The 17,654-nt window shown below is 72.7% G+C and carries 14 protein-coding genes; 7 read left to right on the top strand and 7 right to left on the bottom strand.

Features of this window, described 5'->3' with window-relative positions; translation table 11 throughout:
- The first annotated feature begins 93 nt into the window (after window positions 1-93).
- Together E5083_RS24155 and E5083_RS24150 are read left to right on the top strand one after the other, a co-directional pair.
- Window positions 94-1,077 (top strand): hypothetical protein, encoded by a 984-nt coding sequence (locus E5083_RS24155; RefSeq protein ID WP_135787802.1) that lies wholly within the window; start codon window positions 94-96, stop codon window positions 1,075-1,077.
- A gap of 49 nt (window positions 1,078-1,126) precedes the next feature.
- Window positions 1,127-1,768, top strand: a complete 642-nt coding sequence (locus E5083_RS24150) for an HAD family hydrolase (RefSeq protein WP_135787801.1) — start codon at window positions 1,127-1,129, stop codon at window positions 1,766-1,768.
- Between the two features lie 98 nt (window positions 1,769-1,866).
- On the opposite strand, the gene E5083_RS24145 is transcribed toward E5083_RS24150, so the two are convergent.
- Window positions 1,867-2,118, bottom strand: coding sequence for a hypothetical protein (locus tag E5083_RS24145; RefSeq protein ID WP_135787800.1), 252 nt, complete (start codon window positions 2,116-2,118; stop codon window positions 1,867-1,869).
- 161 nt (window positions 2,119-2,279) lie between these two features.
- Between E5083_RS24145 and E5083_RS32055 the strand changes: the two genes are divergently transcribed.
- Window positions 2,280-2,663, top strand: coding sequence for a cold-shock protein (locus E5083_RS32055; RefSeq protein WP_086694554.1), 384 nt, complete (start codon window positions 2,280-2,282; stop codon window positions 2,661-2,663).
- A gap of 10 nt (window positions 2,664-2,673) precedes the next feature.
- On the opposite strand, the gene E5083_RS24135 is transcribed toward E5083_RS32055, so the two are convergent.
- The 4 genes from E5083_RS24135 to E5083_RS24120 all read right to left on the bottom strand — a co-directional run bounded on the left by E5083_RS24135 (window position 2,674) and on the right by E5083_RS24120 (window position 6,197).
- Window positions 2,674-3,522 (bottom strand): 1,4-dihydroxy-6-naphtoate synthase, encoded by an 849-nt coding sequence (locus E5083_RS24135; RefSeq protein WP_135787799.1) that lies wholly within the window; start codon window positions 3,520-3,522, stop codon window positions 2,674-2,676.
- Window positions 3,512-4,231, bottom strand: coding sequence for a futalosine hydrolase (locus E5083_RS24130; RefSeq protein WP_135787798.1), 720 nt, complete (start codon window positions 4,229-4,231; stop codon window positions 3,512-3,514). The genes E5083_RS24135 and E5083_RS24130 overlap by 11 nt, the downstream gene beginning before the upstream one ends.
- Window positions 4,232-4,248: 17 nt before the next feature.
- Entirely contained in the window at window positions 4,249-4,734 is a 486-nt protein-coding gene (locus E5083_RS24125; protein ID WP_135787797.1) for a DUF2771 domain-containing protein, read from the bottom strand.
- A 62-nt stretch (window positions 4,735-4,796) separates the two neighbouring features.
- Entirely contained in the window at window positions 4,797-6,197 is a 1,401-nt protein-coding gene (locus tag E5083_RS24120) for an MFS transporter (protein WP_135787796.1), read from the bottom strand.
- Between the two features lie 281 nt (window positions 6,198-6,478).
- Between E5083_RS24120 and E5083_RS24115 the strand changes: the two genes are divergently transcribed.
- The 4 genes from E5083_RS24115 to E5083_RS24100 all read left to right on the top strand — a co-directional run bounded on the left by E5083_RS24115 (window position 6,479) and on the right by E5083_RS24100 (window position 12,690).
- A complete protein-coding gene (locus E5083_RS24115) occupies window positions 6,479-7,405 on the top strand; it encodes a DUF3027 domain-containing protein (protein WP_135787795.1) in 927 nt (308 codons plus the stop codon).
- Between the two features lie 94 nt (window positions 7,406-7,499).
- Complete coding sequence (locus E5083_RS24110; protein WP_135787794.1) at window positions 7,500-10,631, top strand: sacsin N-terminal ATP-binding-like domain-containing protein; 3,132 nt, start codon at window positions 7,500-7,502, stop codon at window positions 10,629-10,631.
- 150 nt (window positions 10,632-10,781) lie between these two features.
- Window positions 10,782-11,696: a hypothetical protein gene (locus E5083_RS24105; protein WP_135787793.1), complete on the top strand. Its 915-nt coding sequence runs from the start codon at window positions 10,782-10,784 to the stop codon at window positions 11,694-11,696.
- A 169-nt stretch (window positions 11,697-11,865) separates the two neighbouring features.
- The gene (locus tag E5083_RS24100) at window positions 11,866-12,690 is read left to right on the top strand and encodes a hypothetical protein (protein WP_135787792.1); all 825 of its coding nucleotides are present in this window, start codon (window positions 11,866-11,868) and stop codon (window positions 12,688-12,690) included.
- A gap of 20 nt (window positions 12,691-12,710) precedes the next feature.
- Here the strand turns inward: E5083_RS24100 and E5083_RS24095 are convergent, their stop codons facing one another.
- Window positions 12,711-15,113: an HAD-IC family P-type ATPase gene (locus E5083_RS24095; RefSeq protein WP_135787791.1), complete on the bottom strand. Its 2,403-nt coding sequence runs from the start codon at window positions 15,111-15,113 to the stop codon at window positions 12,711-12,713.
- Window positions 15,114-15,262: 149 nt separating this feature from the next.
- A complete protein-coding gene (locus E5083_RS24090; protein WP_425276747.1) occupies window positions 15,263-17,548 on the bottom strand; it encodes a GH92 family glycosyl hydrolase in 2,286 nt (761 codons plus the stop codon).
- Window positions 17,549-17,654: the final 106 nt, after the last annotated feature.

Raw genomic sequence — 17,654 nt, 5'->3', positions numbered from 1 at the left:
GGGGGGCCGCTCCGCCCGCGTGGGCCGATTGGTGGCGGTCTGCGCTACCTTCCTCCACGGGGTTCAACCGCCGTCGCCCCGGAGGGGTTTCCGTTGGGGATCGAGAGCGACCAGGTCGTCTACGAGTATCTGAGCCGTGTCGGGGACGTGGCGCAGCAGCGGCAGTTGCCGTCGTCCACGCGCATGCGGCTGGTGTCCGAGCTGCGCAACGAGATCGACCGGCACCGGGCCCGCGCCACGGTGGACAGCCCGGCCGCCGTGCGCCGCATCCTGGACCAGCTCGGCAGCCCGGACGACGTGGTGCGGTCGGCGGGCGGCAAGGGCCCGGCACCGCAGCCGCCGCCCACCGCCGTGCCCGTGCAGCCGGAGCCGGAGAAGCCGGAGCGCAGGACCAGGGGGTTCAAGGGGCTGCGGGCCGCCGTGCCCCGGCCACGTCCGGCCGAGCCGGGGCCCGCCGTACCGGCCGACGGGGCCGCCCCGCCGCATCTGGCGTCCGCCGACGAACTCGGCGACTCGCTGACCCGGCCCGACTGGTGGCGGGTGGCGGACGGTCCGTTCGGCGCGGCGGCCGCGGACTCGGTGCCGGGGTTCGTCGGCGGGGTGGAGATCCCGGAGATGCTGCGGCGTCCCCCCAAGGAGCCCGAGCAGGAAGCGTTGGTGAAGCCGAAGGAGGTCGTGGCGGAGCCCGTCGAGGTGGTCCCGCGCTCCCGGTTCCGGCGCTTCGTCCCGCTCCCCACGGCCGGCTGGACCAACCCCCTCCTGCTGCTGGGCGCCGCCGCGCTGCTGGCCGGGGCGGTGCTGGGCAACTGGTACGCGCTGCTCCTCGGCTGGCTCATCGCCTACGGCTCCCGCCGGCTGACCCCGGCCGAGACCAAGTGGGCGGTACTGGTCCTGCCCGCCCTCGCCCTCGCGGCCGGGGTGGGCTACCTGTGGGGACGCGACACCGGGCACTGGGGGACCCCGGTGGCCGAGGGGCACATGAGCGACGCGCTGGCCGAGATGTGGCCGTGGGTGGTGCGGGGGGCGGCGGTGAGTTCCGCGCTGTTCCTGCTCTGGCGCTCGCAGCGGAGGCGGTAGCGGGACCCGCCCCCTCTCCTCCTGACCCCGGCCGGGCACAATGGCGGTCATGCCTGCCGTGCCCTCTGCGTATGCGCCCACCGTCGGCTTCGACCTCGACATGACGCTCATCGACTCCCGGCCCGGCATCCGGGCCTGCTATCTCGCGCTGTCGGAGCGGACCGGGGTGTACGTGGACGCCGACCTCGCGGTGACCCGGCTCGGCCCGCCGCTCGCGGAGGAGCTGGTGAACTGGTTCCCGGCCGCCGACGTCCCCGCAGTGGCCGACCTGTACCGCGCGATGTACCCCGAGTACGCCATCGCCCCCACCCTCGCCCTGACCGGCGCCCGCGAGGCCATCGCCGCCGTCCGCGCCGCCGGCGGCCGCACCCTGGTCGTCACCGCCAAGTACGAGCCCAACGCCAAGCTCCACCTCGCCCACCTCGGCATCGAACCCGACGTCGTGGTCGGCGACCTGTGGGCCGAGGACAAGGCCCGAGCCCTCCGCGAACACGGCGCCCACATCTACGTCGGCGACCACACCGGCGACATCCGGGGCGCCCGAGCCGCAGAAGCCCTCTCGGTAGCGGTGGCCACAGGCCCCTGCACCGAAAAGGAACTCACCGAGGCAGGCGCAGACGTGGTCCTCCCCAACCTGACAACCTTCCCGACCTGGCTGACCTCCCACATAACGTCGACCAAGCGCCACTGATCGACATACGTCGACCGTGCCGACTTAAGGGGCGCGGGGAACTGCGCGACCAGCCACATCGGACCGTCAGCCGCCGACGTACCGATGCACGGCCGACCTCAGCGCCCCGCGCCCCGCGCCTGGCGCCGCCCCGCCGCAACCGAGCGCAACACACCCGCTCCGGCGATCAGGAACCCGACAGCCATCAGCATGCTCAGCCCGAACATGTACGTCGGGAACGGATGGCGACCGAGGAACAACGGCGCCACCGTGACCAGCGTGGCCACCGCACCGAGGAAGAAGACGATGACACCGGCGCGGATCAGTCCGTCACCGGGCCCGGCGGAATTCGTTTGGGTTTTGTCACGCACCGGACCAGGGTAGTTCCCAGCCCGAGAGAACAACCGGGGAGCACCTTGTCACCCGCCCGAAGACCATTAGCCTGGTGTCGGCGGGTCATGGTCGACCCGCCACAGTGCTACACCGAGCCCTTTCCGAGCTTTTCCCGACGAGTACGAGGACGAGGACAGACGTGCCCACCGGCAAGGTCAAGTGGTTCAACAGCGAGAAGGGCTTCGGCTTCCTCTCCCGCGACGACGGCGGCGACGTCTTCGTCCATTCCTCGGTCCTGCCCGCCGGAGTCGAGGCGCTCAAGCCCGGACAGCGCGTGGAGTTCGGCGTCGTGGCCGGCCAGCGCGGTGACCAGGCGCTCTCCGTGACCGTCCTCGACCCGACCCCGTCCGTGGCCGCCGCCCAGCGCAAGAAGCCCGACGAACTGGCCTCGATCGTGCAGGACCTCACCACCCTGCTGGAGAACATCACGCCGATGCTGGAGAAGGGCCGCTACCCCGAGCGCACCTCGGGGAAGAAGATCGCCGGCCTCCTCCGCGCCGTGGCGGACCAGCTCGACGTCTGAGCCAGGCCCCTCAGGGGAACGCCAGCGCATCAGGGCCGAGGGCCGGTACGAGGCCCTCGGCCGCCGCACGCGTCAGCAGCCCCCGGATCGCCGCGTACCCGTCCTCGCCGAGGTCGGCGGTGAACTCGTTGACGTACAGCCCGATGTGCTGGTCGGCCACGGCCGGGTCCATCTCCTGGGCGTGCTCCATGACGTAGGCGCGCGACGCCTCCGGGTCGTCCCACGCGGCCCGGACCGAGGTCCGGAAGGCGTCCGCGAGCCGCTGGAGGGTCTCGGCGCCCAGCGACCGCTTGGCGATGATCGCGCCGAGCGGGATCGGCAGCCCCGTGGTCCGCTCCCAGTGCTCACCCATGTCCGCGAGCTTGTGCAGCCCGTACTCCTGGTAGGTGAAGCGGGCCTCGTGGATGACGAGCCCGGCGTCCACCTTGCCGTCCCGCACGGCCGGCATGATCTCGTGGAACGGCATCACCACGATCTCCCCGACCCCCTCCGGGAGGGTGTCCGCGGCCCACAGCCGGAACAGCAGGTACGCCGTCGAGCGCTCGCTCGGCACCGCCACCGTGCGCCCGGTGAGGTCGGCGTCCGCCTCCCGCGTCAGCACCAGCGGCCCGCAGCCCCGGCCCAGCGCGCCGCCGCAGGGCAGCAGGGCGTACTCGTCCAGGACGTACGGCAGCACGGCGTACGACACCTTCAGCACGTCGAACTCGCCGCGCTCGGCCATGCCGTTGGTGATGTCGATGTCCGCGAAGGTCACGTCCAGCGCGGGGGCGCCGGGGACGCGGCCGTGGGCGACGGCGTCGAAGACGAAGGTGTCGTTGGGGCAGGGCGAGTACGCGATCTGCAGGGGCTCAGTCGTCATGCGTGTTCCAACTCTCCAGTGCGGGCGCGATCTTCCCGAAAGCCCCGGTGAGGGCGGCGAGCGCGTCGCCGATGCGCCAGGCGGCGCGGTCGCGGGGGCCGACCGGGTTGGACACCGCGCGGATCTCCAGCACCGGCACGCCGTGCGCGGCGGCCGCCTCCGCGACCCCGAAGCCCTCCATGCCCTCGGCCAGCGCGCCGGGGTGACGCTCGCGCAGGGCGGCGGCGCGGGTGGCGGTTCCGGTCACCGTGGAGACGGTCAGCACGGTGCCGGGGCGGGCGCCGGTGGCCTCCACGACTCCCCGTACGAGTGATTTCGGCGGCAGATGGGTGACGGTGCCGAAGCCGAGGTCGGTGACCGGCAGGAAGCCGTCCGGGGTCTCGGCGCCCAGGTCCGCCGCGGTGATGGCGTCGGCGACGACCAGTGAGCCCAGGGGTGCCTCGGGCTGGAAACCGCCGCCGATCCCGGCCGAGACGACCAGACCGTAGGGGGTGCCCGTCAGGGCGGCTGCGGTCAGCGCGGTGGCGGTGGAGGCGGCGGCGAGCGCGGGGCCCACCCCGGCGGCCAGCAGGTCGTAGATGCCGTCCGTGCGCAGCAGCGCGGCGCCGGGCAGCCGTACCTCTTCGGCCGGGCCCGGAAACGCCCGTGCCACCGCATCCCGTTCGGCCGGGACGGCGGTGGCGACGAGGACGCGCGTACGGGCGTTCACTGGACCGGAAGCCTCCGTCAGGAGGTCGCCTTCTTGAGCTTGTAGCTCCACAGACCCTTGGCCGACGAACCCGTGCCCATCTGGATGGACAGCGTGTTGGTGGTGCCCTGGGTGCCGTACTGCGCGTTGAAGAACGCGCTGCCCGGGATGGTGGAGTACGTCTTCTTGCTGACGTCGGTGAACTGGCGGCCGTTGACCAGCAGCACCCAGCCCGCGTCCGCGATCTTCGGGTCGACGCCGACGCGCACGGTGTCGCCGTCCGGGTCCACCGTGATCGTCTTCTCGTCGCCGGCCTTCTTCGCGCAGGCCGCGAGGGACTTGGCGGTCAGCGTCTTGTCGCCGTTGTAGCAGAGCGCCTCGGAACTGACCGAGCTGTCCCCGACGGTGACCGTGGAGACAGGCGTCGGCTTGTCACAGGCCGAAAGAGCGAGCAGTCCGGCGGAAACGGCACCGGCGGCGGCGAGCGCCCGGCGGCGTCGCGGGGCGGATTGCAGCGAGGTCATGGCCGAAGGCTATCGGGCCCCCCGCGCGGGGAGTCCACGTGGGGTACGACACGTCCGCTCCGTCAGGCGACGCGCGGCCGGGTCCGGCCCCCGTGGCGTGCCGCCGCGAGCAGGCCGCGCAGGGTCGTCAGCCAGCCCAGGGCGACCAGGGCGGCGGCCACAGCCAGGCCGAGGGTGCCGTTGAGGGGCATGACGATGCCCACCGCGCCGCCGAAGACCCAGGCCATCTGGAGGATGGTCTCGGAGCGGGCGAAGGCGGAGGAGCGGACGGCCTCGGGGACGTCGCGCTGGATCAGGGCGTCCAGGGAGAGCTTGCCGAGGGCCTGGGCGAAGCCGGCGACGGCGGCGAGGCAGGCCACCAGGACGGCGCCGAAGAACACCGCGGCCACCACGGCGGCGCCGAGGGCGACGGCGACCACGGTCACGATGATGATCTCGGGCGCCTTGGAGCGCAGCCACGCCCCCACCGCCGTACCCAGCGCGTTGCCCGCGCCCGCCGCCACGCCGACGATGCCCAGCGAGACGGCCGCGCTCTCCCCGGCCAGCGGATGCTCGCGCAGCAGGAACGCCAGGAAGAAGATCAGGAACCCGGAGAGACAGCGCAGCGCCGCGTTGGCACCCAGCGCGTGGGTCACGGCGGGCCCGACCGTGCGCAGCCCCGGCCGCTTGGCCATCTGTCGCCGCTGCGGCCCGTGCAGATGCCGTTCGTCCGCCGCGAGCAGCGCCACGTCCTCGCCCTTGGCGGAGTCCACGGTGTGGGGCAGCGAGAAGGACAGGAACGTACCCGCCACGAAGATCACAAAAGCCCCGTACAGCGGCCAGGGGTCCCCGGCCATCTGGAGGCCCGCCCCGATCGGTGCCGCCACCCCGGTGGCCAGCAGCCCGGCCAGCGTGACCCGCGAGTTGGCCTTGACCAGGGAGAACGCGGGCGGCAGCAGCCGGGGCACGACCGCGCTGCGCACCACCCCGTACGCCTTGGACGCCACCAGCACCCCGAGCGCGGCCGGATACAGCTCCAGGCCGCCGCTCGCCACCGCCCCCGACAGCACCAGCGCCAGCAGCGCGCGGGCCAGCATCGCGCCGGCCATCGCGGCCCGCCGCCCGTGCGGAAGCCGGTCCAGCAGCGGGCCGATGACGGGGGCGAGGACGGTGAAGGGCGCCATGGTGATGGCGAGATAGAGCGCGACCCGGCCACGGGCCTCGTCGGTCGGCACCGAGAAGAAGACCGTGGAGGCCAGCGCCACGGTGATCATGACGTCCCCGGCACCGTTCACCGCGTGCAGCTCGATCAGCTTGCCGAGCCCCGACTCGCCCGCCCCGTGCGCGTGCGTGACCTTCCGGATACCGCGCGCCGTGCCGGTCACCGGCAGATGCAGGGCACGGCCGACGGAGCGGACGACACCGCCGACGCGGCCCGAACCGCCGCCACCGCGCCCCCTGTCCGTGGCTGCCACGTGCTTCATAGTGCCCCGAGTGACCGTCCGATAGGCGGTTTGCGGCCATGCGAGTCGACCCGGAGCCGTGAAGATCCACCTGTCCGGAACCCGCCGGGTGGCCGCGGACTGTCCCCCACCACGGGCGACGGGGTAGCGTGCGTATCTCAGCCATAACGCAGAATGGATGGCAGAGGTGCGCCCGCGCGTGATCGGACGCGGACGTCGATGCGGCCCACAGGTCCGCTCCGTCCGCTTCACCGCCGGAGTGCATCCGCACTCGTAGACGGCGTAGGAGAGAAGCGATACCTGTGAGCGCAGCGACCACGCGAAGCCGCACCCCTGACCGCCTGTGCGCCGAGGCGATCGACCTCGCGCGCACCGCAGCGGAGGAAGCGGCCGCTCCCGGTGTCGTCGGTGAACACATCGGCATGGTGTCGGAGGGTGACCGCGTGGTCACCCACTTCTTCGAGTGCAAGGAACCGGGCTACCGGGGCTGGCGCTGGGCCGCCACCGTCGCCCGCGCCTCCCGCGCCAAGATCGTCACCCTGGACGAGGTCGTGCTGCTGCCCGGCAGCGACGCCCTCCTCGCCCCCGAGTGGGTGCCGTGGAGCGAGCGGCTGCGCCCCGGGGACCTCGGCCCCGGCGACCTCCTGCCCACCGACGAGGAGGACCTGCGCCTGGAGCCCGGCTTCTCCGGCGAGGAGGAGCCGCCGCCGAACTCCGCGCTGGCCGAGGGCCTGAGCGAGGTGGCCGAGCGCGAGGACGCCGAGGTCACCCCGGGCAGCCCCGCCGTCCAGGCCGGCCCGCCCGCGCGCGGCTCGATCACCTCGGTCGCCGAGGAACTGGGCATGCGCCGCGCCCGCGTGCTGTCCCGCTACGGCCTCCATGTCGCCGCCGACCGCTGGGAGGAGGCGTTCGGCCCGAAGACCGCGATGGCCCAGGCCGCCCCGGCCACCTGCGCGACCTGCGGTTTCCTCGCCCCGATCGGCGGCTCGCTGGGCCAGGCGTTCGGCGTCTGCGGCAACGAGTTCTCCCCGGCCGACGGCCGCGTGGTCTCCCTCGCCTACGGCTGCGGCGCCCACTCCGAGGCCGCCGTCATGCCGACCCCGCCCCGCCCGCCGCTGCCCGTGGTGGACGAGACGCAGGTCGACCCGTTCCCGCTCCGCCCGGCCGCCGACTCCGGCTCGGTCCCGGCCGAGGGCGACGCCGAAGCGGCGGAACTGGGCCACTCGTAACGGACGGCGGGCACGCCCGCCCGCACGTACGCCGCGAAGGACGGACCGTCAGGTCGCTGTACCTTCGACCTCACGTCGATGATGGAGAGTGAACGTGAGCAAGTACGTGCGGCCGGCGGCCGAGGGCGCCGACCCCTTCGGCACCGCCCGTCTCCGCCGCGGTGTCCTCGACGCCTGGGCCACCAGCCCCGCCCGGTTCCGTGAGGACGCCAACGCCGAGGAGGACCTCGTCCTCGGCGGCTACCGCGACCGGCTCGTGGTGGAGCTGGCCCAGAACGCCGCCGACGCCGCCGCCCGCGCCAACACGCCCGGACGGCTCCGGCTCACCCTCCGCGACGGCGTGCTGATCGCCGCCAACACCGGCGCGCCCCTGGACGCCGCCGGGGTCGAGTCGCTGTCCACCCTGCGCGCCTCCGCCAAGCGGGAGCGGTACGACGAGCACGCCACCGTCGGCCGCTTCGGCGTCGGCTTCGCCGCCGTGCTCTCCGTGACCGACGAACCCGCGCTGGTCGGCCGGCACGGCGGGGTCCGCTGGTCACTCGCCGAGGCCCGCGAGCTGACCGCGGAGACCTCCCGGCACAGCCCCGGCCTCGGTGACGAGGTGCGCCGCCGTGACGGCCACGTCCCGCTGCTGCGCCTGCCGTTCGCCGCCGAGGGCACCGCGCCGGACCCGTACGACACCGCCGTCATCCTGCCGCTGCGTGACGCGGCCGCCGCCTCGCTGGCCGAGCGGCTGCTGGACGCCGTGGACGACTCCCTGCTGCTCGCCCTGCCCGGCCTCGAAGAGGTCGTCATCGAGGTGGAGGGACGCGCGCCGCGCACCCTGCGCCGCCGTACCGAGGACGCCGTCACCGTCGTGGACGACTCCCGCGACGGCACCACCCGCTGGCGCACCGTCTCCGCCCACGGCCCGCTCGACGCCGCCCTCCTCGCGGACCGCCCGGTCGAGGAACGGCTGCGTCCGCACTGGTCGGTCACCTGGGCCGTGCCCGAGGACGGCGAGGGCCGCCCGGTACGCCCCCGCACCGCGCCCGTGCTGCACGCCCCCACCCCCAGCGACGAGCCCCTCGGCTTCCCCGGCGTGCTCATCGCGTCCTTCCCGCTGGACACCACCCGCCGGCACGCCGCGCCCGGCCCGCTCACCGACTTCCTGGTGGCGCGCGCGGCCGACGCCTACACCGAACTCCTCGCCGGCTGGCGCCCGGTGACCGAGGGCGCCATCGACCTCGTTCCCGGCCCGCTCGGCAAGGGCGAGCTGGACGGCGCGCTCCGCCAGGCCGTGCTGGACCGGCTGCCGCGCACCGCGTTCCTGCCCCCGGCGCTGCCCCCCGAGGGCGACGACGAGCTGCCCGAGGCGCTGCGCCCCAGGGACGCCGAGATCGTGGAGGGCGCGGGCGCGGCCACCGTGCGCGTCCTCGCCGAGGTGCTGCCGACCCTGCTGCCCGCGGGCCTGGAGCGCCGCCCCGAGCTGCGCGCGCTGGGCGTGACCCGGCTGCCGCTGGCCGACGCCGTGGACCGGCTGGCCGGGCTGGAGAAGGAGCCCGAGTGGTGGTGGCGGCTCTACGACAGCCTCGCCGGGGTCGACCCCGAGCGGCTGTCCGGGCTGCCCGTGCCGCTCGCCGGGACCGGCCGGACCACGATCGGCCCGCGCCAGGTGCTGCTGCCCGCCCCGGACGCCACCGCCCCGGACGCCGAGGTGCTGGGCCGGCTCGGCCTGAAGATGGCCCACGCGGACGCCGCCCACCCGCTGCTGGAGAAGCTCGGCGCGCTGCCCGCCACCCCGCGCGCGGTGCTCACCACCCCCCAGGTCCGCGCCGCCGTCGCCGCCTCGCTGGACGACGACGGCGGGGCGCTGTGGGAGGAGGACGCCCCGGACGCCGAGGAACTCGCGGACACCGTGCTGGCGTTGGTCCGTGACGCGGGGCTGGAGCCCGGTGACGAGCCCTGGCTCGGCGCGCTCGCCCTGCCCGACGAGGACGGCGAACTCGCCCCGGCCGGTGAACTCGTCCTGCCCGGCAGCCCGTTCGCCCGCGTGATCCGCGAGGGCGAACTCGCCGCCGTCGACGCCGAGCTGGCCGAGAAGTGGGGCGGCCGGCCGCTCGCCGCCTGCGGGGTGCTGGCCGACTTCGCGTTGGTCCGCGCCACCGACGTGGTCCTCGACCCGGACGAACTGGAGCCCCGCGACAGCGACTTCGCCGAACCGGACGACGCCGGGCTGCTGGACGCCGTGGACGTGTGGTCCGAGGACATCCTCGACCGCTTCCCCGACAGCCCGGTACCGCCCGTCGCCACCGAACTCGTCGCCGTGCGCGACCTGGACCTGGTGGACGACGACCGCTGGCCCGAGGCCCTCGCCCTGCTGGCTCAGCCCCCGCTGCGCGACGCCCTGGTCCAGCCGGTCCGCGTCCTCCTCCCGGACGGCACCCACGAGGTCGTGCGGCCCTACACCGCCTGGTGGCTGCGCGGGCACCCGGTACTCGACGGCCGCCGCCCGGCGGGCCTGCTGGCCGCGGGCGGCGACCCGCTGCTGCGCGGCCTGTACGACGAGGCGGACGCCACCGGCTTCCACGACGAGCAGGTGCTGCGCGCCCTCGGGGTGCGCACCTCGGTGGCCGCGCTGCTGGACGAGCCGGGCGGTGCCGCCGAACTCCTCGACCGGCTCGCCGACCCCGACCGGCCGGTGACTCCGGTCCAACTGCACGGTCTCTACAGCGCGTTGGCCGACCTAGACCCGGAGCAGGTGACCCTCCCCGACGAGCTGCGTGCCGTGCGCGACGGGCGGGCGGTCGTGGTGGACGCGCGGGACGCGGTGGTCGTCGACTCACCCGATCTGCTGCCCTTCACCTCCGGGGTGCCGCTGCTGCCGGTACGGCCGTCCCTGGCCGGGGCGTTGGCCGAGCTGTTCCAGGTGCGGCGGCTGAGCGAGTCCGTCACCGGCGCGGTGGACTCCGAGGGCGTCGAGCACGAAGTCCCGGACTCGGTGCGGGCGTTGCTCGGTCCGGGGACCCCGGCCGGCTATGTCGAGCACGACGAACTCCTCGTGGACGGCGTCGAGATCGACTGGCGGCTCACCGACGACGGCGTCCTCCACGCGGCCACCCTCGAAGGCGTCGCCGCCGGCCTCGCCTGGGCCTCCGGCCAGTGGCCCCGCCGCTTCGAGGTCGCCGCCCTCCTGGAGGACCCGTCCCGCACGGAGGAACTGGCACGGGACCGCTGGTTCGACTGACTTCCGCTCCGTGAGCTGCGGCTTCACCAATTGGTCGCAGAATCTTCGAGTTTCGTACAACCGTCCCCTCGTATCGCACGTCTGAACGTGTGAGCCAACAGGCTCACACGTTCAGGGGGGTCTCACCCTCCACAACGCAGGGGAACGCACATGCGCATTCGCGCCTCAGTGGCCGCCGTGACCGGCGCCCTGGCCCTCTCCGCCTTCGCCGTCCCGGCCGCGCACGCCGCCACCCACCCCGTGGCTCCCTCCGAGGCGTCGGCCGCGAGCAAGGTCCTGCACGCCTCCCACGGCGTCAAGGGCTTCGGCGTCAAGGCCAAGGGCACGCCCTACACCATGGACGTCACCTTCTCGAAGGTGAACGTGAAGAGCGGCAAGAACATCGTCGTCGGCACCACCAACCTGGTCCGGGTGCCGGTGTCCTACACGCTGACGCACGGCGTGGACGTCGACATCGACGCCCCCGACTTCGTCACGGGCCTCGCGCTGTACCGGGGCACGGCGTTCGACTACGCCGAGAACGAGATCGACAGTGACGCGGCCGTCTGCACCGCGACGTCGGCGACCGTGGCGTCCTGCAAGGCCACCATCGAGATCGACCCGATCTTCCTCTTCAACGAGGACGCGGCCACCTGGAAGACCGCGGCCTTCGCCGTCGCCTTCAACGGCCAGGACCCGTTCGAGCCGCAGGACCCGAGCAAGATCGGCGTCGCGGTCAAGGACAAGGCCGCCTCCAACAAGCTCCAGCGGTACTCCCGCCAGACGGTCAACGCCTCCCCGGAGCCGGTGAAGGAGGGCAAGACCATCACGGTCACGGGTGCCCTGACGCGCGCCAACTGGGACGACTCCCGCTACCACGGCTACACCCAGCAGTCCGTGAAGCTTCAGTTCAAGAAGAAGGGCGCCAGCGCCTACACCACGCTGAAGACGGTCAAGACGGACTCCAAGGGCAACCTGAAGACCACCGTCAAGGCGTCCGCCGACGGCTACTTCCGGTACAGCTTCGCCGGCACCTCGACCACCCCGGCGATCGACTCCACCGCCGACTTCGTCGACGTGAAGTAAGTCGCCGGTAACGCGTGAGTGGTGTGCGGGCGGGGCCCTTGACCAGGCAATGAGTGGGCAAATTCCGGTCGAGGAACGCCCCGCCCGTACAACCGGGAAGACCCCTCACGGATCTGATCACCCGAGTCGACCGACTCACCGATCACTTCTCCCCCAGAGGGAACCGCACATGCGCATACGTGCCACCGTGGCCGCCGTCACCGGCGCCCTGGCTCTCGCTGCCTTCGCCGCTCCGGCCGCGCACGCCGCACCGGCCACGCCGTACACGATGAACGTCAGCTTCTCGAAGCTGAAGATCGCCTCGTCGATCAAGGTCGGTACCACCAGCAAGGTCAGCGCGACCTACTCGTACACGCTGACCCACGGCGCCGACGTCAAGGCGACCGCCGCCGACTTCTTCAGCGACGCCTACCTCTACCGGGGCTCGCTGGACGACCCGACCGCCACGGTCGAGGGCGACGACTTCGCCACCTGCAAGGTCGCCACCAGCACCACGCTGACCTGCACCGGAACCATCGACGTCTACCCGGCCGAGGGCGACCTGACCGCCGCCGACGCCGGCAAGTGGTCCGTGGCCGCCGAGGCGACCGCCTTCAACGGCCAGAACCCCTCCAAGCCGGACTACAGCAAGATCGGCTTCAAGGACCAGGGCGGCATGGGCACCACCAGCCTGCTGCGCTACTCCAAGCTCACCACCGACGCCTCCCCCGAGCCGGTCAAGAAGGGCAAGACCATCACGGTCACCGGCACCCTGACCCGCGCGAGCTGGGACTACAACAAGTACTACGGCTACGGGGCGCAGTCCGTGCAGCTCCAGTTCGCCAAGAAGGGCTCCACCACCTGGAGCACCCTCAAGACCGTCAAGACGGACGCCAACGGCAAGCTGAAGACCACCGTCACCGCCTCGGTCGACGGCGCCTTCCGCTACGTCTACGCCGGCGTCTCCACCACGGCCGCCGTCACCTCCGGCGGCGACGCGGTGGACGTGCAGTAACTCCCACCGTGGGGTGCCCCTCACACCGGGAAGCGGCGGCCGACCCATCTCCACACGAGTTCCAGGGCGGCCGCCGCCACCACCGCCACTCCGACCGCCGTCCACGGCATGACGTTGCCGACCAGGCGCAGGGCGAAGAAGTCCTGGAGCCAGGGGACGGTCAGGACGAAGAGGAAGGCGACGCCCATCGCGGCCACCAGGGCCACCCGCCACCAGGTGTAGGGGCGGGCGACGATGGCGAGGACCCACATCGATATCAGGAACAGGGTCAGGGTGGCCGCGCTGGTCTCGGCGGACAGCGCGCCCGCACCCGAGTAGTGGTGCCGGGCCAGCAGATACGTCACGAAGGTCGCCACCCCGGCCAGCAGCCCGCCCGGTATCGAGTACCGCATCACCCGGCGCACGAAGTGCGGCCGCGCCCGTTCCTTGTTCGGCGCCAGCGCCAGGAAGAACGCCGGGACGCCGATGGTGAGCGTGGACAGCAGCGTCAGATGCCGGGGCAGGAACGGGTACTCCACCTGCCAGCACACCACCAGCAGCGCCAGCAGCACCGAGTACACCGTCTTCACCAGGAACAGCGTCGCCACCCGCGTGATGTTGCCGATCACCCGGCGGCCCTCCGCGACCACCGAGGGCAGCGTGGCGAAGCTGTTGTTCAGCAGCACGATCTGCGCCACCGCGCGCGTGGCCTCCGAGCCCGAGCCCATCGAGACGCCGATGTCGGCGTCCTTCAGGGCCAGTACGTCGTTCACCCCGTCGCCGGTCATCGCCACGGTGCGGCCCTCCGACTGGAGCGCGCCGACCATCTCCCGCTTCTGCTGCGGGGTGACCCGCCCGAACACCGTGGCCCGGTCCACCGCCTTGGCCAGGTCGGCCGGATCGGCGGGCAGCCTCCGCGCGTCCACCGCCTTGCCGGACAGCCCCAGCTTGTGCGCGACCGCGCCGACCGACACCGCGTTGTCCCCGGAGATCACCTTGGCCCGGACGTCCTGGTCGGCGAAGTAGCGCAGGGTCTCCGCCGCGTCCGGGCGCAGCCGTTGCTCCAGCACCACCAGCGCCACGGGCCGGGCCCCGCGCGCAGGGTCGGGACCGTCCAGGTCACGGGCGGCGCGGGCCAGCAGCAGCACCCGCAGCCCCTGTTCGTTCAGCCGGCCGGTCTCCGCCAGCGCGGGGTCGTCGGGGGCGAGCAGCACATCGGGGGCGCCCAGCAGCCACCCGGCGACCTTGCCGTCCCCCTCCTCGAACGCGGCCCCGCTGTACTTGCGGGCCGAGGAGAACGGCAGCGTGCTCACCGGGCGCCGGTCTCCGCCGTGGCCGTCCGGATAGGCGTCGATGATGGCCTGGAGCGAGGCGTTGGGACGCGGATCGGACGCCCCGAGCGCGGCCAGCACCTCCCGCACCCGGCCCTCGTCGGCCCCGTCGAGCGGTTTCAGGCCGGTCACGTCCATGCCGCCCTCGGTGAGCGTGCCGGTCTTGTCCAGGCAGACGGTGTCCACCCGGGCCAGGCCCTCGATCGCGGGCAACTCCTGCACCAGGCACTGCTTGCGCCCGAGCCGGATCACCCCGATGGCGAAGGCCACCGAGGTCAGCAGCACCAGCCCCTCCGGGACCATCGGGATGATCCCGCCGATGGTCCGGGCCACCGAGCCCTTGAAGTCGTTGCTCTTGACCACGAGCTGGGTGACGACCAGGCCGAGCGCGGCCGGGACCATCATCCAGGTCACGTACTTCAGGATCGTGGAGATCCCGGACCGCAGCTCGGAGTGGACCAGCGTGAACCGGGACGCCTCCTCGGCCAGTTGGGCCGCGTACGCCTCCCGGCCCACCTTGGTCGCCTGGAAGGCCCCGCCGCCCGCGACCACGAAGCTGCCCGACATCACCGGCTCGCCGGGGTGCTTGACCACCGGGTCGGCCTCGCCGGTCAGCAGGGACTCGTCCACCTCCAGACCGTCGGCCTCGGCGCACACCCCGTCCACCACGATCTTGTCGCCGGGCCCGATCTCCACCAGGTCGCCCAGCACGATCCCGCTGGTCGGCACCTGCACCGCGCTGCCGTCCCGGCGCACGGTCGGCCGGGCCTCCCCGATCACCGCGAGCGAGTCCAGCGTCTTCTTCGCCCGCCACTCCTGCACGATCCCGATCCCGGTGTTGGCGAGGATCACGAACCCGAACAGGCTGTCCTGGATCGGCGCGACGAACAGCGTCACCACCCACAGCACACCGATGATCGCGTTGAACCGGGTGAACACGTTCGCCCGCACGATCTCGCCCAGCGAGCGGCTGCTGCGCACCGGGACGTCGTTGACCTCCCCCCGTGCCACCCGCTCCGCGACCTCGGCGCGGGTCAGGCCCGCCGGCCCCGTGGTGGGCGGCGCGACCGGGTGCACGGGGTCCAGTCCGGCACCCGCGTCGACATTCGTCATGCATCCGACGTTACGTGCGGAATCCCCGCTTCACCTGCCGGGCGGACCGATCTCCGGGTAACGCCAGGGGCGCCCCCGAGGAGGTCTCGGGGGCGCCCCTGATCAAGCCCCGGAGCAGGCCCCGGAGCCAGCCCCTGATCAAGCCCGGATCAGCCCAGCGCCGGCGGCCCCGCGTCGGCCCCCGTGCCCCAGGAGGAGGGCGTCGACCCGACCGTGAAGGACAGCGAACGGTGCGTCCGCAGTTCCCCGGTGGTCAGATACGTCCGCCCGTACGCGGCGCCGTCCAGCCGCGCCGACTGCACATAGCGGGTGTCCGCCGAGGTGCCCGGCGCGGTGATGGTGAGCGCGCCGTGCGGGTAGTAACGGCGGTCCAGGGTGAGGTCGACGCGGTCGAAGACGGGGGTGGACAGGCCCCAGGTGTCGTAGCCGGGCTGGACCGGGAAGACGCCGATGGAGGAGAGCACGTTCCAGGCGGACATCGTGCCCAGGTCGTCGTTGCCGGTCATCCCGGTCGGCCCGTCCGTGAACAGGGTCAACGCGGCGTGCACCACGTCGGTGGTCTTCCACGGCTGCCCGGTGGACAGGTAGGTGTAGGGCGCGATCAGGTCGGGCTCGTTCTGCGGGTTGTACTTGTCCGCGTTGTAGTAGTCGTACGGCCCGTTCACCCACACCTCGCGGGCGGTCTTCGCCGGGTCCTCGGTCAACTGGCCGTAGGCGAAGAAGGAGTCGAGCCGGTCGTTGGCCGCCTGCGTGCCGCCGATCAGGTCCACCATGCCGGGGAGGTCCTGCGGCACCAGCCACTGGTACTGCCAGGACGTGCCCTCGTGGAAGCCCTCGCTCTTCGCCGGGTCGGCGGGACCGGTGAAGGCGCCGGAGGCGTCACGGGCGCGGAAGAACCCGGTCGAGGGGTCGAAGATCTTCCGGTAGTTCTGCGCCCGCGCCGCATACCGGTCCGCGTCCGCGCGGTGCCCGAGGTCGCGGGCCATCCGGGACAGCATCGCGTCCGACAGCGCGTACTCCAGCGTGGCCGACGCCCCGTGGTCGTAGTCCGAGTCGCCGGGCTTGGCGTGCGGGCGGTCCTTCACGTACGGGGCGAAGCCGTCGGTGAGGTACTCCCGGTTGGCCTCCCGGCCCACGGCCGGCGAGTCGGCGGGCGGCACGCCGTCCGCGTTCTTCTTCAGCGCCTTGTACGCCCGCTCCTCCCAGCCGTGCAGCAACCCCTGCTGGTAGGCGTTGGTGAGGAACGGCGTGACCGGGTCGCCGGTCATGATGTTGGTCTCGACCGTGCCGTAGCCCCACTTGGGCAGCCAGCCGCTCTCCTCGTCGATCCGGATCACCGAGATCGCCATGTCCCGCGCCTCACGCGGCGCGAGCAGCGAGAGCAACTGGGACTGGGTGCGGTAGGTGTCCCACAGCGACCAGTTCTGGTAGTAGGTGAACCCCTGGGTGCGGTGGATCTTCTGGTCCCAGCCGGTGTAGCGGCCGTCGGTGTCGCTGCCGATGTTCGGCGCGAGGAACGACCGGTACAGCGAGGAGTAGAAGGTCCGGCGCAGCGTGTCGCTCCCGCCGCGCGCCCGTACGTCGTCCAGCCGGTCCTCCCAGGCCCGCTGGGCCGCGCCGCGCACCGCGTCGAAGGAGCGGCCGCCCTCGGCGCGCAGATTGCCGAGCGCGCCCCGCGCGTCCACGTAGGACAGCGCGGTGGTGGCCTCGACCGTGCGGTCCTTGCGGGTGTCGAACCGCAGGTAGGCGCCGTCCGCGCCGGTCTTCGCGCCGTCGGTGACGGCTGCCCCGGTCCAGGTGCCGTGGGCGGTGAAGGGGCGGTCGAAACGAGTGATCGTGTAGAGCGTGTAGGGGACCGTGTCCTGGCAGAAGCCGCGGCCGGTGAGCCTGGTGCGCACGGTGTGGTCGTCCAGGATCTCGACCTCGGTGGCGACCTTGGTGTGCAGCGACTGGCCCGCGTTGAGCAGGACGTTGGCCTTGTCGGTGGCCGGGAAGGTGTAGCGCTGCACACCGGTGCGGGCGGTCGCGGTCAGCTCGGCCTCGATGCCGGAGTCCAGGCCGACCCGGTAGTAGCCGGGGCTCGCGGACTCGTCGTCGTGGCTGAACTTCGCCGCGTACTTCGCGTAGTCGGTGGTGGTGACGTCGCCCGTGGTGGGCAGCACCGGGAGGTCACCGCCGAGGCCGCAGCCGACGCCGGAGAGGTGGACCAGGGAAAAGCCCCGGATGTGGTCCTGGGCGTAGTCGTAGCCGGTGTTGTGGCCGGTGTCGGGGGAGAGCTGCACCATGCCGAACGGCACCGCCGCGCCGGGGTAGGTGTTGCCCTCGTTCTGGGTGCCGATGAACGGGTTGACGAGGTCGGTCAGCCGGGCGGGCGGGTCGGTCTGCGCGTGGGCGGGGGTGGCCAGCAGCGCGGTCGCCGCCAGTGTCCCGGCCATGAAGCGACCGATATGCCGTGTCCATGTCATGCAGAAACCTCTGAGGTGGTGGGCCGGACGTGCTCAGGGGTGGTTCAAGGCAACGTTTTCAGCGTGCGAAAACAAC

Source organism: Streptomyces bauhiniae (genome assembly GCF_004784475.1).
GTDB classification, from domain to species: Bacteria; Actinomycetota; Actinomycetes; order Streptomycetales; family Streptomycetaceae; genus Streptomyces; species Streptomyces seoulensis.
Note: the sequence above shows the minus strand (reverse complement) of the source record. Positions and strands in the feature narration are given on the sequence as shown.